The 21,802-nt window shown below is 42.3% G+C and carries 17 protein-coding genes; 6 read left to right on the forward strand and 11 right to left on the reverse strand.

The genetic code is table 11. From position 1 onward, the window contains the following. Window positions 1-83: 83 nt before the first annotated feature. The gene (gene secA / locus A3775_RS18565) at window positions 84-2,876 is read right to left on the reverse strand and encodes a preprotein translocase subunit SecA (protein WP_066375671.1); all 2,793 of its coding nucleotides are present in this window, start codon (window positions 2,874-2,876) and stop codon (window positions 84-86) included. Here secA and A3775_RS24400 point away from each other — a divergent pair. Then, entirely contained in the window at window positions 2,875-3,018 is a 144-nt protein-coding gene (locus A3775_RS24400; RefSeq protein ID WP_156481676.1) for a hypothetical protein, read from the forward strand. The two genes, secA and A3775_RS24400, sit on opposite strands and share 2 nt — an antisense overlap. Before the next feature lie 217 nt (window positions 3,019-3,235). Here the strand turns inward: A3775_RS24400 and A3775_RS18570 are convergent, their stop codons facing one another. The 5 genes from A3775_RS18570 to surE all read right to left on the reverse strand — a co-directional run bounded on the left by A3775_RS18570 (window position 3,236) and on the right by surE (window position 8,363). Then, window positions 3,236-3,778 (reverse strand): diheme cytochrome c, encoded by a 543-nt coding sequence (locus A3775_RS18570; RefSeq protein ID WP_066375674.1) that lies wholly within the window; start codon window positions 3,776-3,778, stop codon window positions 3,236-3,238. Window positions 3,779-3,870: 92 nt separating this feature from the next. Beyond that, window positions 3,871-4,779, reverse strand: coding sequence for a MoxR family ATPase (locus A3775_RS18575; RefSeq protein ID WP_066375680.1), 909 nt, complete (start codon window positions 4,777-4,779; stop codon window positions 3,871-3,873). Window positions 4,780-5,019: 240 nt separating this feature from the next. Then, entirely contained in the window at window positions 5,020-6,075 is a 1,056-nt protein-coding gene (locus A3775_RS18580; protein WP_231867036.1) for a bifunctional riboflavin kinase/FAD synthetase, read from the reverse strand. Between the two features lie 265 nt (window positions 6,076-6,340). Further along, entirely contained in the window at window positions 6,341-7,240 is a 900-nt protein-coding gene (locus A3775_RS18590) for an MBL fold metallo-hydrolase (RefSeq protein WP_066426199.1), read from the reverse strand. A 325-nt stretch (window positions 7,241-7,565) separates the two neighbouring features. Further along, window positions 7,566-8,363: a 5'/3'-nucleotidase SurE gene (surE, locus tag A3775_RS18595; protein ID WP_066375688.1), complete on the reverse strand. Its 798-nt coding sequence runs from the start codon at window positions 8,361-8,363 to the stop codon at window positions 7,566-7,568. A gap of 194 nt (window positions 8,364-8,557) precedes the next feature. Between surE and pheS the strand changes: the two genes are divergently transcribed. Both pheS and A3775_RS18605 read left to right on the forward strand, forming a co-directional pair. Further along, a complete protein-coding gene (gene pheS, locus A3775_RS18600) occupies window positions 8,558-9,550 on the forward strand; it encodes a phenylalanine--tRNA ligase subunit alpha (RefSeq protein ID WP_066375691.1) in 993 nt (330 codons plus the stop codon). 101 nt (window positions 9,551-9,651) lie between these two features. Then, a complete protein-coding gene (locus tag A3775_RS18605; RefSeq protein WP_066426200.1) occupies window positions 9,652-10,125 on the forward strand; it encodes an AAA family ATPase in 474 nt (157 codons plus the stop codon). A gap of 1 nt (window position 10,126) precedes the next feature. Here A3775_RS18605 and A3775_RS18610 read toward each other — a convergent pair whose 3' ends face one another. From A3775_RS18610 to A3775_RS18625, 4 genes are all read right to left on the reverse strand, one after another. Next, a complete protein-coding gene (locus A3775_RS18610) occupies window positions 10,127-11,572 on the reverse strand; it encodes an ATP-dependent DNA helicase RecQ (RefSeq protein ID WP_066426202.1) in 1,446 nt (481 codons plus the stop codon). Between the two features lie 42 nt (window positions 11,573-11,614). After that, on the reverse strand, window positions 11,615-11,839 hold the full coding sequence (locus A3775_RS18615; RefSeq protein ID WP_066426204.1) for a DUF6887 family protein: 225 nt from the start codon (window positions 11,837-11,839) through the stop codon (window positions 11,615-11,617). Between the two features lie 264 nt (window positions 11,840-12,103). Continuing rightward, window positions 12,104-13,708 carry a 2-isopropylmalate synthase gene (locus tag A3775_RS18620; RefSeq protein WP_066426206.1) on the reverse strand — a complete coding sequence of 535 codons (1,605 nt, stop codon included), beginning with the start codon at window positions 13,706-13,708 and terminating at the stop codon, window positions 12,104-12,106. Between the two features lie 84 nt (window positions 13,709-13,792). Continuing rightward, on the reverse strand, window positions 13,793-14,314 hold the full coding sequence (locus tag A3775_RS18625) for an NYN domain-containing protein (protein ID WP_066375705.1): 522 nt from the start codon (window positions 14,312-14,314) through the stop codon (window positions 13,793-13,795). A gap of 682 nt (window positions 14,315-14,996) precedes the next feature. Between A3775_RS18625 and A3775_RS18630 the strand changes: the two genes are divergently transcribed. Next, window positions 14,997-17,339: a CHASE2 domain-containing serine/threonine-protein kinase gene (locus tag A3775_RS18630; RefSeq protein WP_066426207.1), complete on the forward strand. Its 2,343-nt coding sequence runs from the start codon at window positions 14,997-14,999 to the stop codon at window positions 17,337-17,339. A 52-nt stretch (window positions 17,340-17,391) separates the two neighbouring features. Here A3775_RS18630 and A3775_RS18635 read toward each other — a convergent pair whose 3' ends face one another. Continuing rightward, a complete protein-coding gene (locus tag A3775_RS18635) occupies window positions 17,392-18,111 on the reverse strand; it encodes a rhomboid family intramembrane serine protease (RefSeq protein WP_066375711.1) in 720 nt (239 codons plus the stop codon). A gap of 446 nt (window positions 18,112-18,557) precedes the next feature. Between A3775_RS18635 and A3775_RS18640 the strand changes: the two genes are divergently transcribed. Continuing rightward, window positions 18,558-20,747, forward strand: coding sequence for a hypothetical protein (locus A3775_RS18640; RefSeq protein WP_066426210.1), 2,190 nt, complete (start codon window positions 18,558-18,560; stop codon window positions 20,745-20,747). Window positions 20,748-20,764: 17 nt separating this feature from the next. Continuing rightward, complete coding sequence (locus tag A3775_RS18645; protein ID WP_231867034.1) at window positions 20,765-21,802, forward strand: hypothetical protein; 1,038 nt, start codon at window positions 20,765-20,767, stop codon at window positions 21,800-21,802.

Below are 21,802 nucleotides of genomic sequence, written 5' to 3' on the forward strand. Positions count from 1 at the left end.
AGGTTTTTAGTACATCCTTTATTGATTGCCAAAAGCGGGTCAAGGTTTGGCTCACCACTTTAACCCGCTTTGGATGATAAATTTTACACCATCTCAGAAGAAGTTTGCACTGCTGGCTGAGGCTGAGGTTGGAACATGAACAGCGAGTAAACAACATCACGGCGGATGTTGACCATCATATCCAAGAACAACTCATAACCCTCACTCTTATACTCAATAAGCGGGTCTTTCTGTCCATAACCACGCAAGCCTACAGACTCACGCAAAGCATCCATTTGTTGGAGGTGTTCACGCCATAGGGTATCAATGCGTTGCAAGATGAAGAAACGTTCAGCTTGGCGCATCAGTCCAGGTTGAATTTGGTCAATTTGGGCTTCTTTGAGGTCGTAGGCAATTCTTACTTGTTCATGCAAGAAGGCTTTAATTTCACCTACTCCCATGTCTTCTAATTGACTGGCTTGCATATCAGACAGCAAATAGACGAACTCCTTAACTTTCTCCACCAACTTTTCTAATTCCCACTCTTCTGAGGGGAGATCGGCGTTAATGTAGTAGTCAACGATTTCGTCCATCGTTTTTTCGGCGTACTTAATGACCTGTTCTTTTAGGTCTTGCCCTTCCAACACCCGACGACGTTCGGCGTAGATGGCGCGACGTTGGTTATTCATTACCTCGTCGTACTCAAACACCTGTTTACGGATGTCGTAGTAGTAGGTTTCAACTTTTTTCTGTGCGCCTTCTAAGCTGCGGGTAAGCATGCCCGACTCAATGGGCATATCTTCCTCGACGTTGAAGGCTTCCATTAAACCGGCAACGCGATCGCCTCCAAAAATCCGCAGTAAGTTATCCTCTAAACTCAAGAAGAATCTGGTTGAACCAGGGTCTCCTTGTCGTCCGGCGCGTCCCCGTAACTGGTTATCAATCCGCCGTGATTCGTGGCGTTCAGTACCAATTACGTGCAGACCACCCAATTCTATAACTTCGTTATGCTCCTGCTCGGTAAATTCTTCGTATTCCTGCTTCACCCGTTTGTAAGCATCTCGTAATTTCTGAATTACCGGGTCATCAGTAGGGGCTTTTTCGGCGGCTACAGCTACCTTATCTTCTGCTTCTAGTTCTGCTAAACTACGCTCACCATACTCCCGCACGGCAGCATCTACAGCTTCTTTTAACAGCTGTTCTGCTTCTTTAGAGATTTGGGTGGGGAAAATTTCCGGGGAAGCTTTCCAAGTTTTGACTTTTTTGCCAGGAACGAAACCTTGACCGCCACCGTGTCCTGTGGGTAAACCCGCCGCCCTCTGTACGCCAAAAACGTCTTCATCGTCTGGTCTAACGATGCGTGGCATCAAGTATTCCCGCAGTTTCAGCCTGGCCATATATTCGGAGTTACCACCCAGGATGATGTCCGTACCACGTCCCGCCATGTTTGTGGCAATGGTAACAGCACCTTTACGTCCTGCCTGAGCGACAATTTCCGCTTCCCGTTCTACGTTTTCGGGTCTGGCGTTGAGTAATTCGTGGGGAATGCCTTGTGCTTTTAGTAGTTGACTGAGATATTCAGATTTTTCCACACTGGTAGTTCCCACGAGAACCGGTCTACCCTGTTGGTGCATTTCGGCACATTCACCAGCGATCGCGCGCCATTTGCCAGTCTCTTTCTTAAATACCAAGTCAGATAAATCTTGCCGTTTTCTGGTGCGGTTGGTAGGAATGATCGTGACTTCTAATTTGTAAATTTTTTCAAACTCGGCTTCTTCTGTTTTCGCCGTTCCCGTCATCCCCGCCAATTTGGGATACAACAAGAACAGGTTTTGATAAGTAATTGTTGCCAGCGTTTGGGTTTCTGGCTGAATATCTACCCGTTCTTTCGCTTCAATCGCTTGGTGCAAGCCATCACTCCAACGCCTTCCGGGTAACACCCGTCCAGTAAATTCATCAACAATTACCACTTCGCCATTACGGACGATGTAGTTGACATCCTTGACGAAAAGTTCTTTAGCTTTAATCGCATTAAATACAAAGTGCGCCCAAGGATCTTCCGGATCAAATAAATCTGTCACCCCCAAAAGCTGTTCTGCTTCCGCGAAACCTTCATCGGTTAACAGTACGTTACGAGCTTTTTCATCTACCTCATAATGCTCATCTTTTCGTAGAGTCAAGGCGATTTCCGCCGCTTGGAGATACTTTTCTGTCGGTCTTTCTACCTGACCTGAAATAATTAATGGTGTCCGCGCCTCATCAATTAAAATTGAGTCTACTTCGTCAATGACGCAATAGTTAAACGGACGCTGTACTACATCAGCCATTGATGTAGCCATGTTATCCCGCAGATAGTCAAAGCCTACTTCACTGTTAGTTACATAAGTGATATCGCAGTCATAATTTTTCTTGCGTTCACTGGGAGTCATGCTCGCCTGAATCAAACCCACACTTAAACCCAGAAAACGATGTACCTGTCCCATCCATTCCGCGTCCCGACGAGCCAGGTAATCGTTGACAGTGACTACGTGGACACCTTTACCAGTCAGGGCATTTAAATAACTTGGTAAGGTAGCCACTAGGGTTTTACCTTCACCAGTTTTCATTTCGGCGATTTGTCCAGTATGTAGAATGACACCGCCCAACATCTGAACATCAAAATGCCGCAACCCTAAGACTCGTCTACCTGCCTCCCTCACTACAGCAAAGGCTTCTGGCAGGATATCGTCCAGAGTTTCGCCTTTGGCCAGTCTCTGTTTAAACTCTACTGTTTTGCCTTTTAAATCTTCATCGGCAAGAGCTTGAATCTCTTCCTCTAGAAGATTAATTTCTGTAATGTAGGGTTGGTATTTTTTCAGCTTACGAGCGTTGGGGTCGCCCAACAAGAGTTTTAGCATGGCAGATTCTGGAACTAAATTGAGAGGATGGGAATTAAAAGGGTTTGACTATTCTAATGATTATAAGAATTTAACCCAACCCAACCATTGTCAGTCATGGATGGGAATGAGAGGTAAAGTAACTCAAAAACAGCAAAAATGAGACTCAATCTATGAATTTAGATGATCCGTTTGATTTCGCAGTTTTAAATGGAAACTCTTTTAATAGTATCATTTCACCCCCAGATGAGGCAGCGATCGCCCACCATACTCAAGTAGCGATATCCGATGAGGGGGATGAGGGAGATGAGGGAGAATTTCTTCTTAATATCCAGTACCTAGTACCCAGTCCCCAGTACCCAGTCCCCAGTCCCCAGTCCCTAATTTTCCCACTCTGGACTGAGGCGACGAAAATTAAAGTCCTTAGCACTCGGATGACAACTGATACAACCACTGATCTGCACAGGGCGGGGTAAATCGACTTGGGGATGTAAAGCTTTAAAATAACGCGAATTATTCACTCGATAGGGTGTGTTTTCGTCTGGTAATTGGGAACGGGAGAAGGTGGAAAGATACCTCCATACAAGCATACGCGGTGGATCAATCAACGGTTTGAGGGTTACGCCGTAGTGCTGGGAGTCTTCTATCAGGTTTCTCCAGGTTTGGGTGGGTAATACCGCCGGTGGTAGGGCAATATGACAACCAGAACAATTTTCTAGATATAATTCTTGTCCTAGTTGGTGTTGTGCGGGTACTAGATCAATTGTGCCAATTTCTGCTGAGGGTGTGACACCTTGGGCGGTAGTTGCCAAAGCTAACAGCCAACCCATTACCAGACTCCAAGTTAAAATGATGAATATTAACCCCAAAGGCTTGCGGTTGAGTTTGCGGCTACGGGATTTGCGTTTAACCAGATTTGACATTCCTCACATTCCCAAATAAACATTTAGATGTGTCCTTGTTTTTTAGGCGATCCTAACACGCGCAAATCTCAGCAGGATAAGGAAACTAGCGTTTAAGGAATAGGTACTGCTCGCAATAATCGCTCCACTACACTTCTAGCATTACGCCCTCCTCTGGGAATCAGACGATGACAAAGTACATGAGGAGCTAAAAACTTGACATCATCGGGAATGGCATAATCACGCCCCAACAGAAAAGCTAAGGCTTGGGTGGCTTTTTGTAAGGCTACTGTCCCCCGTGGACTCACACCAAGGGTAATTTCTTCATCTTGGCGTGTTGTCCGCACTAATTCCAGAATGTATTGCTGTAAGGAAGTTTCTACTTGGACTTTTGAGCAGAGATGACGTAATTGTGCTACTTCTTCCAAAGTCATGCAAGGTTGTAATTCATCTACCTTGATACCCTGCTGGAGATTTTGCAGCATTTCTAATTCTTCATCAGCAGAGGGATAACCTAAGCTCAAGGACAGCATAAATCTATCCATTTGGGCTTCTGGTAGGGGAAAAGTACCTTGATATTCGATGGGGTTCTGGGTAGCAATCACAAAAAACGGTTGTGGTACTGGGCGGGAAACTCCATCAACTGTAACTTGATGTTCTTCCATCACTTCCAGTAAAGCTGACTGGGTGCGGGGTGTGGCGCGGTTGATTTCGTCGGCTAGCAAGACGTTAGCAAAAACCGGGCCGGGCAGAAAAGTAAATTCGCCGCTTTTGGGACTCCAGATGTTTGTGCCTGTGATATCTGTGGGGAGTAAGTCGGGTGTACATTGTAGCCGTTGAAATTTACCATCTAGTGAACGAGCTAAGGATTTAGCTAAAAGAGTTTTACCGACTCCTGGCACGTCTTCTAGGAGGGCGTGACCTCCACCTAACAACGCTACTAAAACTAAGCGTATGGCTTCATGTTTGCCAACGATGGTACGATTGAGGTTTTGGGTTAGAGCGTCAATTTTTTCTCTCATGCTCCACAGGTTGGGGGTTGGTGACTCGGCGATAAGAAACTGGAGCAGAGAATAACCTATGCCCTATTCCCCACTCCTCTATTTACAGTGTTCCCACTTAGCTGCTAAACAATTCACAATTCAAAATTACATTTCAAAATTTATAGCAGGAGGCAGGAGGCAGCCAGTAGGGTGCGTCAGATATCAACAATCTGTTTATTGGCAGCATTTAAGCAGTCTGACGCACCCTACAAGACAGATTTAATGTGACACTTGCGTAAGTCCTAATTCTGATAAAACTTCTTTGGCAATGGTGCAGTCTTGTTGAATTTGGTTTTTGAGGGCTTCTAGGGATGAAAATTTTTGTTCTGGGCGCAAAAATTCTACTAACTCTACAGCTAGTTTCTTACTGTATAAATCACCCGACCAATTGAAAAGATGTACTTCTATAGAAAAATTAGTACCGTTGACTGTCGGACGATTACCAATATTCATCACTCCCAACAGTTCACTAGATGTATTATCTGCTGATATCTCGTTGAGCAGGTTGACACGGACTGCATACACTCCTTGACGGGGGATAAATTTGTCTTTGGGGAGTTCTAAGTTAGCTGTGGGAAAGCCTATGGTTCTACCTAGTTGTTCACCTTTGACTACCGTACCAATCAGGGTGTAAGGTCGTCCTAAGCATCGGTTAGCGTTTTTGATATCTCCGATTTCTAAGTGTTGGCGGATCAGTGAAGTGCTAATAGGAGCAGTAGAGTGAGTTTGATCTGATAAAGGTGCTGTCGTAGTTTGTAAAGTTACTATAGTCACAGGTATATGATACTTGGCGGCGATCGCCTGCAAATCTTTGGCAGTTCCTCGGCGTTCTTTGCCAAAACAAAAGTCTTGTCCGACGCTGATTTTCTGACAGCGTAGTTGCTGTACTAAAATTTTTTGGACAAATTCTTCAGGAGTCAACGCGGCTAATTCTCTGTCGAAGGGTAGCAAAACTAATTGTTCTACCCCAAGCGATCGCAATTGTTGTACTTTTTCATCTAATGGTGTTAACCATGTCCGGGGTTGCCCGGTAAAAAACTCCTGCGGGTGGGGATTAAAGGTGACAACTGTCGAGTATATCCGTTCTTGTGGGGTTGGTGGCGTGGTGAGTTCATGGGGTGAGTGTGCTGATAAATTTTCCCCATCTCTTAATCCTGACTGCAAAACTGGTTGAATGACTCTGTGATGGCCAAGATGGACACCATCAAATTTGCCAAGAGCAACAGCAGTTGGTGTTAGCAGCCCTTCAGTTGCATTTGCAGAAGCCACCCACACAGAACACCCTTTTTGAGACAAATTTAGCACTGAGATTCTGGGATTTGAGGTTTATTGACAACAGGCAGGAAGCAGAGGGCAGTTATGCTGAAGGCTGCATCTGCTGACAATTTTCGAGAGCAAGAGTTTAAGACACCAAGTCATCAAGAGGCTCCAATTCAGATGCGTTTTCAAAAGTTTGAAAACGTTCCTTCTGCCTCCTGCCTCCTACCTCCTGCCTTCTTCAAATTTAATCTAAAATCTCCCATGACTTTGACTGTCACGGTTAATCGGAAATATGACTGACAGGCAAAGATTCTGATAAGGGGCGTGATACAGGAATATGAAGTACCATTCCTTCCCGTGCCATGACAGCACCAGGAAATTGAGCAATGGCTTCTGCTCCCACATTATCTAAAAAATCATCATCATGGGCTGGATCATGATGAAATATTACCAGTGTCTTGACATTAGCTGCTTTCGCTATTTTCACGGCTTCTTGCCAAGTAGAATGTCCCCAGCCGATTTTCGGTGATCTAGGGGAATAGTATTCGTCATCAGTATAGGTAGAATCGTAAATTAAAATATCCGCATTCCGTGCCAGCCACAGCACATTTTCATCTAATCTATCGGGAAAATGTTCTGTGTCGGTAATGTAAACCGCCGCCCCATTACACCAATTCACTCGATATCCTACCGCCTCCCCAGGATGGTTGAGTGATGCCGTTTCTACGGTAATGCCACCATCAATATATATTGGTTGCCCTGGGTGAACGTTGTGGAAATGCAAGTTAGCTTGCATGATCTGCAAGGGTACGGGAAAATTTGGATGCAGCATCTGATCATTCAGACGCTGTTCTACTGTAGAACCATCAGGAGCGATCGCACCATAAATATGAAAGTTATTCCCTTTGACAAATCCGGGGACAAAAAAGGGAAATCCCTGTATATGATCCCAATGGGAATGAGTGAAAAATAGATAAGCTTCTATCGGCATTTGGCGCAATAACGATTGCCCCAAAACGTGCAGCCCTGTACCACCATCAAAAATTAAGCGTTTACCACCCACTTGCATGGAGATGCAAGGAGTGTTACCACCATAACGGACTGTGTGTGTCCCTGGACTGGGAATGCTGCCGCGAACACCCCAAAATTGTACGCTAAATTGGTTCTCTATCCTAGACATGGGCATTATTTGCTGGACTGAGCGGGCAATCAATAACAAAAGTTTGTGTTGTCTTGTTAAATTTATGCTGTTTTACTGTATGTGATAGAGAAAAAGGTGAATGGTAAAACAGCACACCTTGTTGAAGGTAGCTTATGTCAACTAACTAAGTGAATGCTAGGCATTTACTTTATTATTCCCAAAATATTTGTATAAGTAATATCAACAACGCTCCTAATTTATAGCCTATATTTGGCTGTGTTGCATTTTACTGACTCAAACGGATTGGGTATTGGCAACAGCAACGAATAAACATACCAGGAAATCCGATTTACCCTCAAATTCTTTAAGAAAAATTCCACTCCCAGTCAAATAATTTATCTAATCCGGTGGCATAAGTCAGGTTGTATTGCAATGGCGTAATGCTAATATAGTTATCCCGAATCACATTTACATCAATGGGTATGTTTTGCGGTAAATGTAACCCGGCTGGCGGTTCGACATCTTCTAACACTTCCCCAGTTAACCAGTAGTAGGTTTTACCACGCGGATCAATGCGTTTGTCAAAAACGTCTACATAACGCCGTACTCCTTGACGGGTAAGTTTGACACCGGCAATTTCTTCGGCTTTCACCGCCGGAATGTTAATGTTGAGCAACATCAAATCGGGAATCGGTTTGTGAGATATTTGCTCGACTAGGGTTGTGGCAAACTCCGCCGCCGGTTGAAAATTTTTTTCAGTGTGGCTGGTTAGGCTCAGTGCGATGCTGGGGATGCCTTCAATCATGCCTTCCATAGCCGCAGACACCGTACCAGAATAGAGGATTTCTGTCCCCAAGTTGGCACCTTGATTAATGCCAGAGAGAACCAAATCCGGGGGCGATTCTAATAAAGCCCACAGTGCCAGTTTTACACAGTCGGAGGGAGTCCCATCACAAGCCCAAGCTTTGACGGCAGGATGAAAAATCGATTCGACAATTTCGGCGCGAATCGGTTGGTGTAAAGTCAGTCCGTGGCCAGTTGCCGATCGCTCTCGGTCAGGGCAAACTACGGTAACATCATGGCCTGCTGCTGCTAAACAGTTGGCGAGGGTACGGATACCTAACGCGGAAATGCCGTCATCGTTGCTAATTAGTAGTTTCATAGTCAATTAACACAGGGAATGGGGAGTAGGGAGTGGGCAGAACAATCACCTATCTATCTAATCACGTTAAACTGGTAAAAAGACGTATGGTTTTAACTCCTGTCGTTGATGAATTAATGGCATACTACTAAAGTTATTTGTCGAATAGTCCAAAAATATGGACTATTGACTATGGACTATTGACTATTAACTCAATGACTAGCAACTTAGAAGCTCAACTTTTAGCATTGCGCCAAGAGGGAGAACAAGCGATCGCCGCCGCCGATAGCCTAGAACGTCTGGAGGAACTCAGAGTTAACTATCTGGGGAAAAAAGGCCAGCTAGGTGCGCTGTTGCGAAGTATGGGGCAGATGAGTGCGGAAGAAAGACCTAAAATTGGTGCGATCGCTAATACCGTCAAGGAAGCCCTACAAGCCAGTTTAGACCAGCAAAAGGCTGCTTTAGAAGCGGCTCAAATTCAAGCACAACTAGAAGCAGAAACTCTAGATGTGACGATGCCCGGCATCTACCGTCCCCAAGGTCGCATTCATCCTTTAAATGGTATAATTGACAAAGCATTAGATATCTTTGTCGGCATGGGTTACACCGTGGCGCAAGGGCCAGAAATGGAGACAGATTACTACAATTTCGAGGCTCTGAACACTCCACCCGATCACCCAGCCCGTGATATGCAGGATACTTTCTACCTGCCTGACGGTAATCTTTTACGTACTCATACTTCATCAGTCCAAATTCGTTACATGGAAAAGGAAGAACCACCCATCCGGGTTGTTGCTCCAGGGCGAGTTTATCGGCGTGATAATGTTGATGCCACTCACTCGGCAGTTTTCCATCAAATCGAGTTGTTAGCCATTGATGAGGGATTGACTTTTACAGACCTCAAAGGCACTATCAAAGTATTTTTACAAGCAATGTTTGGTGATTTGCCCATTCGCTTCCGTGCCAGTTATTTCCCATTCACTGAACCTTCTGCTGAGGTAGATTTACAGTGGAATGGGCGTTGGTTAGAAGTCATGGGTTGCGGTATGGTTGATCCGAATGTGATGAAATCTGTGGGTTATGATCCAGAAATTTACACCGGGTTTGCTGCTGGTTTTGGTGTAGAACGTTTTGCAATGGTATTACATCAAATTGATGATATTCGCCGCTTGTATGCCAGCGATTTCAGGTTTTTAAGCCAGTTTTAGGTATACGGCAACCAAACACGTAGAGACGTTGCATGCAACGTCTCTACACTATTGTCTAATTAGCCGAAAACTGCTGTAATATTTATTGTTAAATCAATACAATGTATCGATTTGTAATATTTGGTAATTCCGGTTCTGGAAAAAGCACCTTAGCACATCAATTAGCAGAAAAATTCAGTATTCCAGTTCTTGATCTAGATACTATTGCATGGGAAGCAAATCAAATTGCTGTCCGCCGTTCTCATGCAGATGCAGCAAAAGATTTACTAAATTTTATCAACAATAATCATTCTTGGGTCATTGAAGGTTGTTATAGTAGCCTCATCGAAATTGCTCTAAAATTCGCCAGTGAAATTTATTTCCTCAATCCTGGTATTGATAAATGTTTAGAAAACAACCGTAACCGCCCTTGGGAACCTCATAAATTTACATCACCGGAAGAACAGGCGGCAACTTTTGAGTTTCTCCAAAATTGGATTCAAGAATATGAAACTCGTGATGATGAATTTGGTTATTCATCTCATCGCGCATTATTTGAGCAATTTAATGGCAAAAAGCAAGAAATTACTGGATAAGTCAATTTCGACAATTATCACAATGTCCACAACGCCAGTTAGTGGCTTCTTTATCAAAACCAAAAGCATTTAATAAAAACTGCCAACGACATTGTTTAGTAGTTAAATATTGCGTCATTTGTTGAGCAGCTTGTAATTGCGTTGGCGGTTGATGTTTGGCTTTGTGTTCTATTTTGTAATGGAAAGGGTCAAGCCAGGTTAATTGTCCGGTACTATGAAGTAAAGCTAAAGCTACTGCACTATCAGGAAATTGTTTGGTGATGGCGTTAACTTCTCCCTGGTGTGGTAGTTTTTTGATTAACTGCTGGGCTTTTTGTTGCTGCGATCGCATTTGGTCTTGAAAAAATTGCTGTCTTTGTTTATCATCTGGATCTAACCACCCGGTAGGCTCACTCACCAATGTTAAAGCCTCGGCTGGTTTACCATCCCTACCAGCGCGCCCAATTTCCTGCACATATTCAGATAACAGGTGCGGTGCGTGATAATGTATAACCCATCTCACATCAGGCTTATTTATCCCCATCCCAAAGGCACAGGTACACACCACAAAGGGAATTTTACCACCCAACCAACTGGCTTCCACAGCCCGGCGTTCTGTTGCACCTAAACCGGCGTGATAGCTGGCGGTTTTGTAACCCATCTGTGTTAACCAAGCGGCTAAACTTTCACTATCTCGCCTGGTACGAACATAAATCAATCCGGCTTGTTGTGGTCGATTTTGAATAAATTTGATTAATTGCTGTTTCCTACCCCTTGGTGTCCATATAATGCGGACGGTAGGATGCAAATTAGGACGGTAAGGATTCAGGCGAAAAATCTCTGTTTGTTGTAATTGTAAAACAGTTTGAATAGTTTTCTGCGCTAGGGGGTCAGCCGTAGCAGTAAAGGCTGCAATACTAATTTTAGTCCCCGGTGGTTTATGTTTGAGTAATGCCGGTCTAACTGCGCCTAGTCTGCGGTAAGTTGGACGAAATGTTTCTCCCCACTGTACTAGACAATGGGCTTCATCCAAAATCAAGCCATTAATTTGCAATTGCGGCTGAGTTAATCTTTCCCAAACTGGTGGACTTAATAAAGTTTCTGGTGATAAATAGAGTAATCTTAGCTGTTGTTTTTCTAAAGCTTGCAAAGTTGCACGGCGTTGAAATGATGGTAATTCACTATGCAAGAGTGCGGCTTTTTGCTGACGTTGCAGTAGTTCCTGCACTTGATTTTCCATCAATGCTACTAATGGGGATATTACCAAAGTCAACCCGGTTTGTAGGAGTGCTGGAAGTTGAAAACAAATTGATTTACCGCCCCCTGTGGGCATAATTATCAGTGCATCTTGTTGTGATAATAAACTGTTGACGATTTCCCCTTGTGGCGGACGGAAATCTTCATAACCCCAGATTTTTTGAAAAGCCGCGCGGACTTCTTGCCAAGATTTTTGATGATGATAATTCATGAATGGTAGTAGATGCCTTGATTTTGACCGTGTGCATAAACATCAATCCTGTTCTCTATTGCTACCTTTTGCTGCTTCTAGCCGTTGGCGAATTGCTGCTTGAATTTTTTCATCAAAATTAGGATCATCTGGACTAGCAATGATTTTGTGGGGTTGCTGATTAAGTCTATCTAGATATGCCTGAAAAGCAGCTTTATCTTGACGGTTTCTGAGAAAGTATTGCTTCAATTCTGCATCTGACATTGCACTGTAATTAACTTGACTCATCAAAATACCTCTCCATTAGGTAATATTTGAAACTCAAGCTCTTCGTTTTGTCCAGCTAGGATATAAATGTTCAGAGTTCGGTTATCTAAGCATATCAGATGTATTGGCTGGAGCATAATATACGTCAATTGATAGCAAACACGATATAAACTCTGTAATTGAGCCTCAGTAGCCACTTCGATCAACCTACCTGCTGTCTATTCTCATATCTTAGGGCAAGGCTGAAGTAGAAAAAATACTTACAACAACCTTGGCCTAAAACTTCTACACTGTCTCTACAGCAACTTCTTGAGGTTTCTCTTGTGTTTGCAAAGCTGCATATAAACGATTGAGGGCGTTAACGTAAGCTTGCGCGGAAGCTACAATGATATCTGTGTTGGCTGCACGACCGGAAAATACTCTCGATTCATGTCTTAGGCGGATAGTCACTTCACCAATGGCATCTATTCCGGCGGTTACTGACTGCACAGAAAACTCAATCAACTGGTTAGGCACGTTTACGACACGGTTAATTGCTTTGTAAACTGCGTCTACTGGCCCTGTTCCGATGGCTGCGTCGGTGAGTTCTTCGCCTGTGGGGGTGCGGAGGGTAACTGTAGCTGTGGGGCGGGCATTGCTACCGCAGGAAATCTGTACCAATTCTACCCGGAATAAGTCGGGTGCTTGTTGGATTTCGTCGTTAACAATTGCTTCTAAGTCCCAGTCAGAAATTTCTTTCTTTTTGTCGGCTACTTCTTTAAATCTGACAAAGGCTTTATTGAGTTCGGTTTCTGAGAGTTCAAAGCCTAATTCTTTTAGCCGGGTGCGGAAGGCATTACGCCCAGAATGTTTACCCAATACTATTTGATTGTCTGTTAAGCCAATCAATTGGGCATCCATAATTTCATAGGTGAGTTTATTTTTCAAAACTCCATCTTGGTGAATTCCTGACTCGTGGGCAAAGGCGTTAGCACCGACAATTGCTTTGTTAGGCTGGACTAACATTCCCGTTAAGTTGGAAACGAGGCGGGATGTTTTGTAAATTTGTTTGGTGTCAATATTGGTGAGTGGTTCTTCGGAATTTTCGGGTCTACCCAAGAAGGGGTTAAAATATTGTCGCCGGACGTGTAACGCCATGACTAATTCTTCTAGGGCGGCGTTTCCTGCCCGTTCACCGATGCCGTTGATGGTGCATTCTAATTGTCTAGCACCATTTTTGACGGCTTCTAGGAAGTTAGCAACTGCCAAGCCTAAATCATTATGTCCGTGAACGGAAATAATGGCTTGATCGATGTTGGGGACATTTTCTTTAATCCCCTTAATTAATGCCCCGAATTCGTTGGGTGTGGTGTAACCAACTGTATCGGGAATGTTAACTGTTGTTGCGCCGGCGGCGATCGCCCGTTCTAAAACTTGGTATAAGAATTCTGGATCAGAACGTCCGGCATCTTCTGGGGAAAATTCGACATCGTTGGTGAAACTCTTGGCATAGGCTACCATTTCTTCGGCGATCGCCAACACTTCTGCTCTAGTTTTTTTAAGTTTATATTGCAGGTGAATGTCAGAAGTGGCAATAAAGGTATGAATTCTCCCTTTAGCGGCGGGTTTAATGGCGGTGGCGGCGGCTTTAATATCATCGTGTCTCGCCCTAGCCAAACTACAAATTACCGGGCCGTTTTCTGTGCCGACAGTTTGAGCAATTTTGCTGACTGCTTCAAAGTCGCCGGGACTAGCAAAGGCAAACCCGGCTTCGATGATATCAACTCCCAACCGTGCCAATTGTTTGGCGATCGCTAACTTTTCGTCTATATTTAACGTTGCGCCTGGACACTGTTCGCCATCGCGAAGCGTCGTATCAAATATGATGATTCTCTCTGGTTTATTTGTCATTGCGACTCTTGGCTTTAGTTTTACTTTTAATATCGCTTACATTAGTGGTTTTAGGTTTAATTTTGTAAATATTTGCAAAGGACATTAAGCTTCTGTTTTCTCTATTTGGTCTCTAATATCATTTAAGTCTATATATCTATCTGTGGCATTGCGTAATTCTCTGGCAATCATTCCTTCCGTTGAAACTACGGTAATATGTGTATTTTTGGAACGTAATAGTTCAATTGCCCGTTCAAAATCTCCATCACCACTAAATAAAACTACTCGGTCATACTGATCAACCGTGTTAAACATATCTACAACGATTTCAATATCTAAATTAGCTTTCTGTGAATAACGCCCTGACGAATCATCATAATATTCTTTGAGGATTTTCGTTCTGACTGTATATCCTAAGCTAATTAGCGCATCTCTAAATCCTCGTTGATCCTGTGGGTCTTTTAAGCCTGTATACCAAAAGGCATTAATTAATGTTGTGTCGCATTGTTCATGTTTGAAGTATTCTAAAACTCTTCTGGGATCAAAAAACCACCCATTTTTTTGTTGAGCATAGAACATATTATTTCCGTCTACAAAAATAGACAGACGATTCATTGGAGAACCCATAGAAAAATACACCTAAAAATAGTAAAGAAATTAGAGTGAACAATAGATTATAGCAATTATCAATTGACAAATTGGCTAATATCTCAAGCTTAGGTTGTCATGTATAGCTTTTATCTTACCTCTTTCACAGGTAAAAATTAGCTGCCAGATATGAATTTATCTGTGGGGTGTTAAACATTTTCACCACCCACACTATCCAAGACACCCTGTAATCAAAATCTACCAATAAAATTGACTCCTTAACAGGATGATTTACGCTTGAGGCATCAAGTTTACTTCTAAAGAGGTAAGGCATAGGTCTTAGGATAGGATAGGGACTATATAAATTGTGCATTTAACAAGATTTGCATAACTGTCAATCTATCAACCACTCGTCAAGCACAAACAGGATCTGTGAGTTGCAGAGAGTGTAATCTAGCCAGCATCAAACACAGAGTCGGTGAATTCCGCCTCTAGTTCATCAGGCATAATCACTACTGGCATCTCACAGAGAGAGGAAGTTAGACAGTGTTTGGGGTAAAAGCTGCCTCAGTCGAGATTTACTCAAGCGTTGATGAATAATAACTGTTTTATTCCGAATGTATAAGTTGCTCATTTAAGTCTGATTTCAATATGGTTGTAGTATAAATGGAAGTGAATAAATCAAACAATTGTACGTAAACTAATTAATTATTAACACGATATGGCAGAAGAACCTAGATCAACCTCCGATAAAAAATATGTATCTACTGCCAATATAGCGTCAAATAAACCAACAAAACCAACACTGACAGCCTCATCCCGCCAGCCGCAGCGTGTGCTTGGCTTTGGTAATGTACTCGCCTTTGCGTTTGCAATTGGGGCAGCATTACTGACCACTTCTAGCATAACTGAGACTAAATGGCTAGAAAATCAAGCCCTGTCTGCATTTTTTCACCTGCGGGGTGCGCTGGTGCCTCCAGAAGATATTGTCATTTTAGCAATTGATGATCAATCCATATCAGTACCCGAACAATACTATAAAACAAATCCGCAAAAGTATGCCTACCTGGAACCACTGAGAGCATTCCCGTTTAAAAGGGCGGCTTATGCCCAGGTAATTGACAAACTGATGCAAGCTGGGGCGCGGGCTGTGGCTTTGGATGTGGTGTTTGATACTCCTGGTAGTTATGGTGCAGAGGACGATCGCCAACTGCAAGCGGCTTTGCAAAAATATGGTAGTAAAGTCACCCTCGCCGCGCAGTATGACATCTTTGCATCTCACCAAGGCGTATTCACACAGTTGAGATTACCATTAGAAAAATTTCAAGCCCCTCCAGTGTCTATCGGGACTGTAAATTTTCCTATAGAAGTAGATGGTAAGGTGCATCGGTTAGCTAATGAGTTCACCAAGCAGTTAGCCATAGATGATGTTCTCACAGATAAAATCCCTGCGTTTGAGCAAGCGGTGTTAGGTGCAGCCCAAGTTAATTATCCCCAACCGCAAGGCGATCGCATCCACTTCTGGGGGGCAGCTGGCACATTTGAAACGATTCCTTTATGGTATGTCCTCGACCCGCAAAACTGGAACTATTATTTACAGCAGGGTCGGGTATTTCGGGATAAAATTGTCTTGGTGGGAGCTACAGCCCAGTTAGCCAATGATTATCATCCTGTTCCCGTGGGGAGAAATTGGTTGTCTCCTGAACGGATGTCAGGGGTAGAAATTCACGCCAATGCGATCGCCACTTTGTTAACCGGAAAAGCGATCGCGCCAGCAATTAACAGTCCTTTATTGCAAGGTTTATTTGTGCTGGGATTGGTTGGCGGTACATCATTAATTATTAGCAACAGCAAAAGCGGAATTAAAAGATTTATCTTGTGTATGGCTGTGGCTGGGGTTTGGGGAGTGATTAGCTATATAATTTTGACTGAGAGACAGTTAGTTTTACCGACAGCAGTACCAATACTAGCGATCGCATTTACTGGCACATCTTATCTAGCAACGGAAGTAGCCAGGGAAAAAATCAGAACACGCCAAATAGTCGAGATTTTTCAGAAATATAAAACTTCCCCCGTTGTCCAAGAGATTATCAGCCAACAACAGGACTTGCAAGACCTACTACAACAACGAGATTTAGCCGTAGCCGGGAACATTCTGGGCGGACGCTATAAAATAGTCAAAGTTCTCAGTTGTGGTGGATTTAGCGAAACCTACATTGCCGAAGACATACAACGCCCTGGTAATCCCCAATGTGTCGTCAAGCAACTCAAACCAGCCAACAGCGAAGCCAAGGGATTAGAACTAGCTAGACGTTTATTTGCCACAGAAGCGCAAACATTAGAAAAATTGGGAACACATCCGCAAATTCCCCAGTTATTGGCTTATTTTGAACAAAACGCAGAATTTTATTTAGTACAAGAATATATTATTGGGCATCCTCTCAACCAGGAATTACCATCAGGTGAAACTACATCAGAGATAAAAGTTATTAAACTTGTCAAGCAATTATTACAAATATTAATCTTCGTCCATGAAAATAGTGTAATTCACCGGGATATTAAACCCAGCAACATCATCCGGCGACACTCAGACAATAAATTAGTATTGATTGACTTTGGTGCAGTCAAAGAAATTTCCTTACCACAACTAGAAAATCAAGAGCAAATTCCCTTTACTATTGGGATTGGGACGAGAGGATATGCACCTAACGAACAATGTTTTGGTCGTCCGCAATATAACAGTGATATCTATGCAGTGGGGATGATAGGGATTAAAGCCTTAACAGGTATCGCACCCCACGATATACCAAGAGACTCTTTTGATGAATTGAAATGGATAGATAAAGCTATAGTAAGTCAAGGTTTCGCGCAGATTCTCAGTAAAATGGTGCGGGATGATTACAAACAGCGATATCAGTCAGCGTTAGAAGTATTAACAGCAATTGATGAATTAGAACATACGCCCATGCAGAATTCCATCCCCCCAACTTACCCAGCAATGAAGACATTAAAATCTTCAGATGATTCTGACTCACCCACCGCACCCTGGCCGAAAAAGTTCTAAACCCAGATACCCAACTTCTCAAAAAAGTCGGGTATCTATGACATCATCAATTTTATCCATACCAAGATTCTTCTTTTGGTTTATCACTAAATAAACCCAACAAAGGAGCAAGAATTGCGCCAAAGATAAAACCGCCAGCGTGCGCCCAATAAGCAATACCGCCGCTTTCCATGCCGATATTAGTACGTGCTTCTAAGCTAGCGAGTCCGTAGAAAGACTGTTGTAGAAACCAAAAACCTAAAAAGAAATATGCAGGAACACGGAAAGTGGGGAAGAAAAAGCCGAGAGGGATAACACCGAGAATTTCAGCTTGGGGGAAGCGGAGAATATATGCACCCATCACACCAGCGATCGCACCACTAGCACCCAAAGAAGGAATGTTAGAATCTTGAGCGAAGAACCATTGAGCCAAAGACGCTAAAACACCACAGGAAAGATAAAACAGCAAATACTTGGCATGACCTAATTTTTCCTCAACATTATTCCCAAAAATCCAGAGAAACAACATATTACCAGCTAGGTGCAGTAAACCACCATGCAAAAATTGCGAACTAATTAATGTTGCCCATTCTGGTACAGGTTGATGCACATCAACCCCAGCAAAACTTAAACTCAATTCCTGGGGAACTACAGCTGCTAAATGTAAGAACCCGTTTAATGCTTGCGGAGGAAGACTAGCTTCATAAAGAAACGCCAGCACATTCACCGCAATTAATCCAAAGGTGACATAAGGCGTAATTTGTGTAGGATTATTATCTCGAATAGGAACCACTGGTTTATTTCCTCATATTGCAGCAGCTAACCCCAAGGTAATAATTTTTGCTTGTGGTTGCTTCTAGCCAGTGGGTGAAAATCAAAAAATCTCCAAAATGTAGGGTGCGTCAGTACGAGAAACCCTCCTAGGGGCGGGTTGATCAATATCTGGGATTATTCAACTAGGGTATTTGTGAACCCGCCCCTACCATATCTAGAATGCGTGAGTTATGTCCCGTTCTGACAAGAAAGGATTCGTAAGAACACACCTTACTAACTTATTTGACTAAATTACGCTTTTTTTGGTTCTAGGTTGTTAATTAGCTCACTGAGTTTGGGAACACTAGCAAAAGTGATTTAAAACGTCACTGTGTTCTCAATATCCGTCATCAGTACAGTTAAGCGAATTTAACTGTTCCTGAAGCTGTAACTCAAGCCTAAATTATCTACCGAACAAGCTGTTTTATGTACGCAACTACCAACAGGACTGAGAAAATTGCTAGTATTCTGCAAAAACGCCGTCCTCTAGCTGAGAAAATTCAAAATGTAGAGACTAATCTGCGATCGCTTTCTTCCACACTACGCCATCTGGAAAACAGCCGCAATCATTTACTAGCAAAACTCGAAGATCAAAACGCCTGTCAACGGTTGCAGGAAATCGATTGTACAGCCATTCACAAAAGTATTGATCAAGAATTGACTGCTTTGAGTCAGCTAAAAATGCGTTTTTGTCGTGATACCCTCAACATTGGGGTAGTTGGACGCGCACGACAAGGTAAAAGTCGTTTACTACAGAGTCTCACAGGACTCACTACTGCCGAGATACCAGACGGAGATAGGCAACATTGCACCGGGGTTCGTAGTACCATTTACCACCACCCCAACGTCAATACTTACGGAGAAGTTTGGTTTTACTCAGAGCAATCATTTTTAGATGAGGTAATTAGACCTTATTATCAAAAACTCGGTTTAGGCAACACACCCAACACAATTGAAGAATTTGGGAAAAATCCTCTACCTAACTTGCCTAAAAATATCCCCGGATATGCTGAACCGGCAGCAATGTATGAACACCTAAAAAAATATCACACTAATTTAGAAAAGTATCAGCACTTGTTACAAAAACCCTCACCTCGGCGGATTTCTAGAGATGAAATTAGGGAATATGTAGCTCAAGATACTCCTGAAGGTGAAAGAATATTTTTTAACTATTTAGCAGTGCGGGAAGTAAAGATTTTTTGTAACTTTCCTAATACTGATGTAGGACAAATTGCTTTAGTAGATATGCCTGGGTTGGGTGATACAGGCGTAGGTGATGAAGACAGATTAATGAGAACTCTAGGACAAGATGTTGATGCTGTGCTGTTTGTGCGGATGCCAAAATCATCTGGTGACTATTGGGCAGAAGTAGATGTAAAACTATATGATACTGCTCGCCAAGCACTGCTTGATTTGCCTCTTGACTTGTGGTCTTTCATGGTACTCAATCAAACCTCTTCTAACTCAAAAAACCACAATAACTTTCCCAATTGTCAAGACTTAGCCGCAGACATTAGCAACAAACATATTAATGTTCGTGAATGTATTATAGCTAATTGTGCTGAGGTAGACGAAACCAACAAACTTCTAGATAGAGTTCTTGAATATTTTGCCTTGAAAATTACTGATTTAGATAAGCAGTATGCAACTGCTTGTCAAGAGAGATTGATTAAACTTCATCATCAAGTGCAAGCTGAGTTAAAGAAAGCGAATAATGCCTTGAGTGAAGAATTCAACGATGAAGAAGAGTCAATGTTTGATGATTTATTTGAGGAATTTTTCGAGGAAGTGACAAATAGTCTAGAAGAACTGCTTAAAGAGCTAATTGTCAAGCGTGATTCCCAAAATGATTACTTGAAACAGCAGATAGAAGAAGTTTTTCAACTTTGCCGTCAAGACACTGGCATTCCCACCGTGGAGGACATAAAAAAGAGAGCTAATCGTGAAGGCTCTTATCTAACAGCCTACAGTAAATATCTGCATGAAATCAGAACTAATCTCTCAAACAAATTTCTGTCTTTGGATGATAGCTTAAAATATTCAATCGAGGAAATAAAATCTTTAGTGGCAGATGTTTTAGTAGAAAAAGGACATCTGGGAGGTTTAACAGCAGCACGAGGTTCTGAATTTATCAAAGTGATTGCTGAAGAAATACCTGATACTTTATCTAGCCTCAAACATGGATTTCAAATCCTATCTGATTTTCAACTATCATATAGAGGATTAATTCAGCATCGCATTCGCAAGCATCTAGATAAACTAACACCTAATTTAGCCGTCCGCCTTCCTCAAACACCTGACGAGCAAAATGTTCTTGATACTTTTCAAGAGATTTACCCAGAAGTAATTTATCAATGTGGAAATGCCTTACAAGATTTCCTTACTGAGCCTAATCAAGCCGCTTTTGCAATATTAGAAGAATTTGTTGATCGTGTACTGCGTGCAGAAAACATTGAGAAAGATTGGCGGAAGTTTTTACGCAAAGTTCGTAAACAAGTTTGGGCGGAACATTTTCAACCTTTAGCTGATAAAAATCGCCTTCTACGCGAGTGGTTTAATGTGGTAGAGCAAGCAACTAATATTAATGATTTACCAGCCCAGAACTTTTTGAACTAAAATCACAAAATTCCATAATGCAAATTTTTCAGTGGATTAAAAGAATGTTGAGCAGAATATTTCAAGGGAAAACTGAACCAATACAAACTCTAAAAATTACCATGCTGGGTAGTAGCGGTGTTGGTAAAAGCAGTTTATTAGCAGCAATATATGACCAATTTGACCAAGTAATTGGTAAGACTAATCTGCAAATAAAGCCTACTGATGATGCTACTAGAGTCATTATGGATGCTCGTCTGCAAGAGTTAAAAAGTCTTGTGGGTAATACTATAAAAGTAACAGGCGGAGTTAAAGGTGGTGGTTCACCTCGCTCCTTCTTGTTTGATTTAGGTAAAACAGGTAGATCACCTTCTTTAAGATTGCAATTTCAAGACTATCCGGGTGGATATATTGAGTCACACGCGACTCCTGAGAATATCAAAACTGTAGAAAATTTCATCAGGGAATCAGCAGCAGTTTTAATTGCAATTGATACGCCTATGATGATGGAAATGAAAGGTAAATGGCATGACAGGTTTAATCAGCCGACAAGAATCATCAATTTATTTAAACAAGCATACGAGAACTTAGATACACCAAGACTGGTGATCCTTGCTCCCGTCAAGTGTGAAAAATACATTCAAAATGACAAGGATGCTAATGAATTACTAGCAAATATTAGAGACAAATATGGCACATTATTGGATTACTTTGGTAGTGATGAACTGCTTCTTAAAGTCGCTGTAGTAGTAACACCAGTTCAGACAGTTGGTAGTGTATTTTTCTCCAGAGTAGAAATGCAAGATGATGAACCTTGTTTTTATTTCGTAAAGCGTGATCCTGACTCTTTCTACCAACCAAAAGATAGTGAACAACCACTCTGCTATCTTTTGCGTTTTATCCTAAGATTACATCTTGAAAAACGACGTATACCAATTATTAACTCTATACTGAATATTTTCGGTAAAGATGTCGCATTTAAAGAAGCTGTACTTGATTTTACTGGTAACTGTAAGAATACTGGTGGCTTCGCAGTTATACAAGGTGCAAATTTACTGAGAATTGATAGCAAATAA

This window comes from Anabaena sp. 4-3 (assembly GCF_001597745.1).
Taxonomy (GTDB): Bacteria; Cyanobacteriota; Cyanobacteriia; order Cyanobacteriales; family Nostocaceae; genus Trichormus.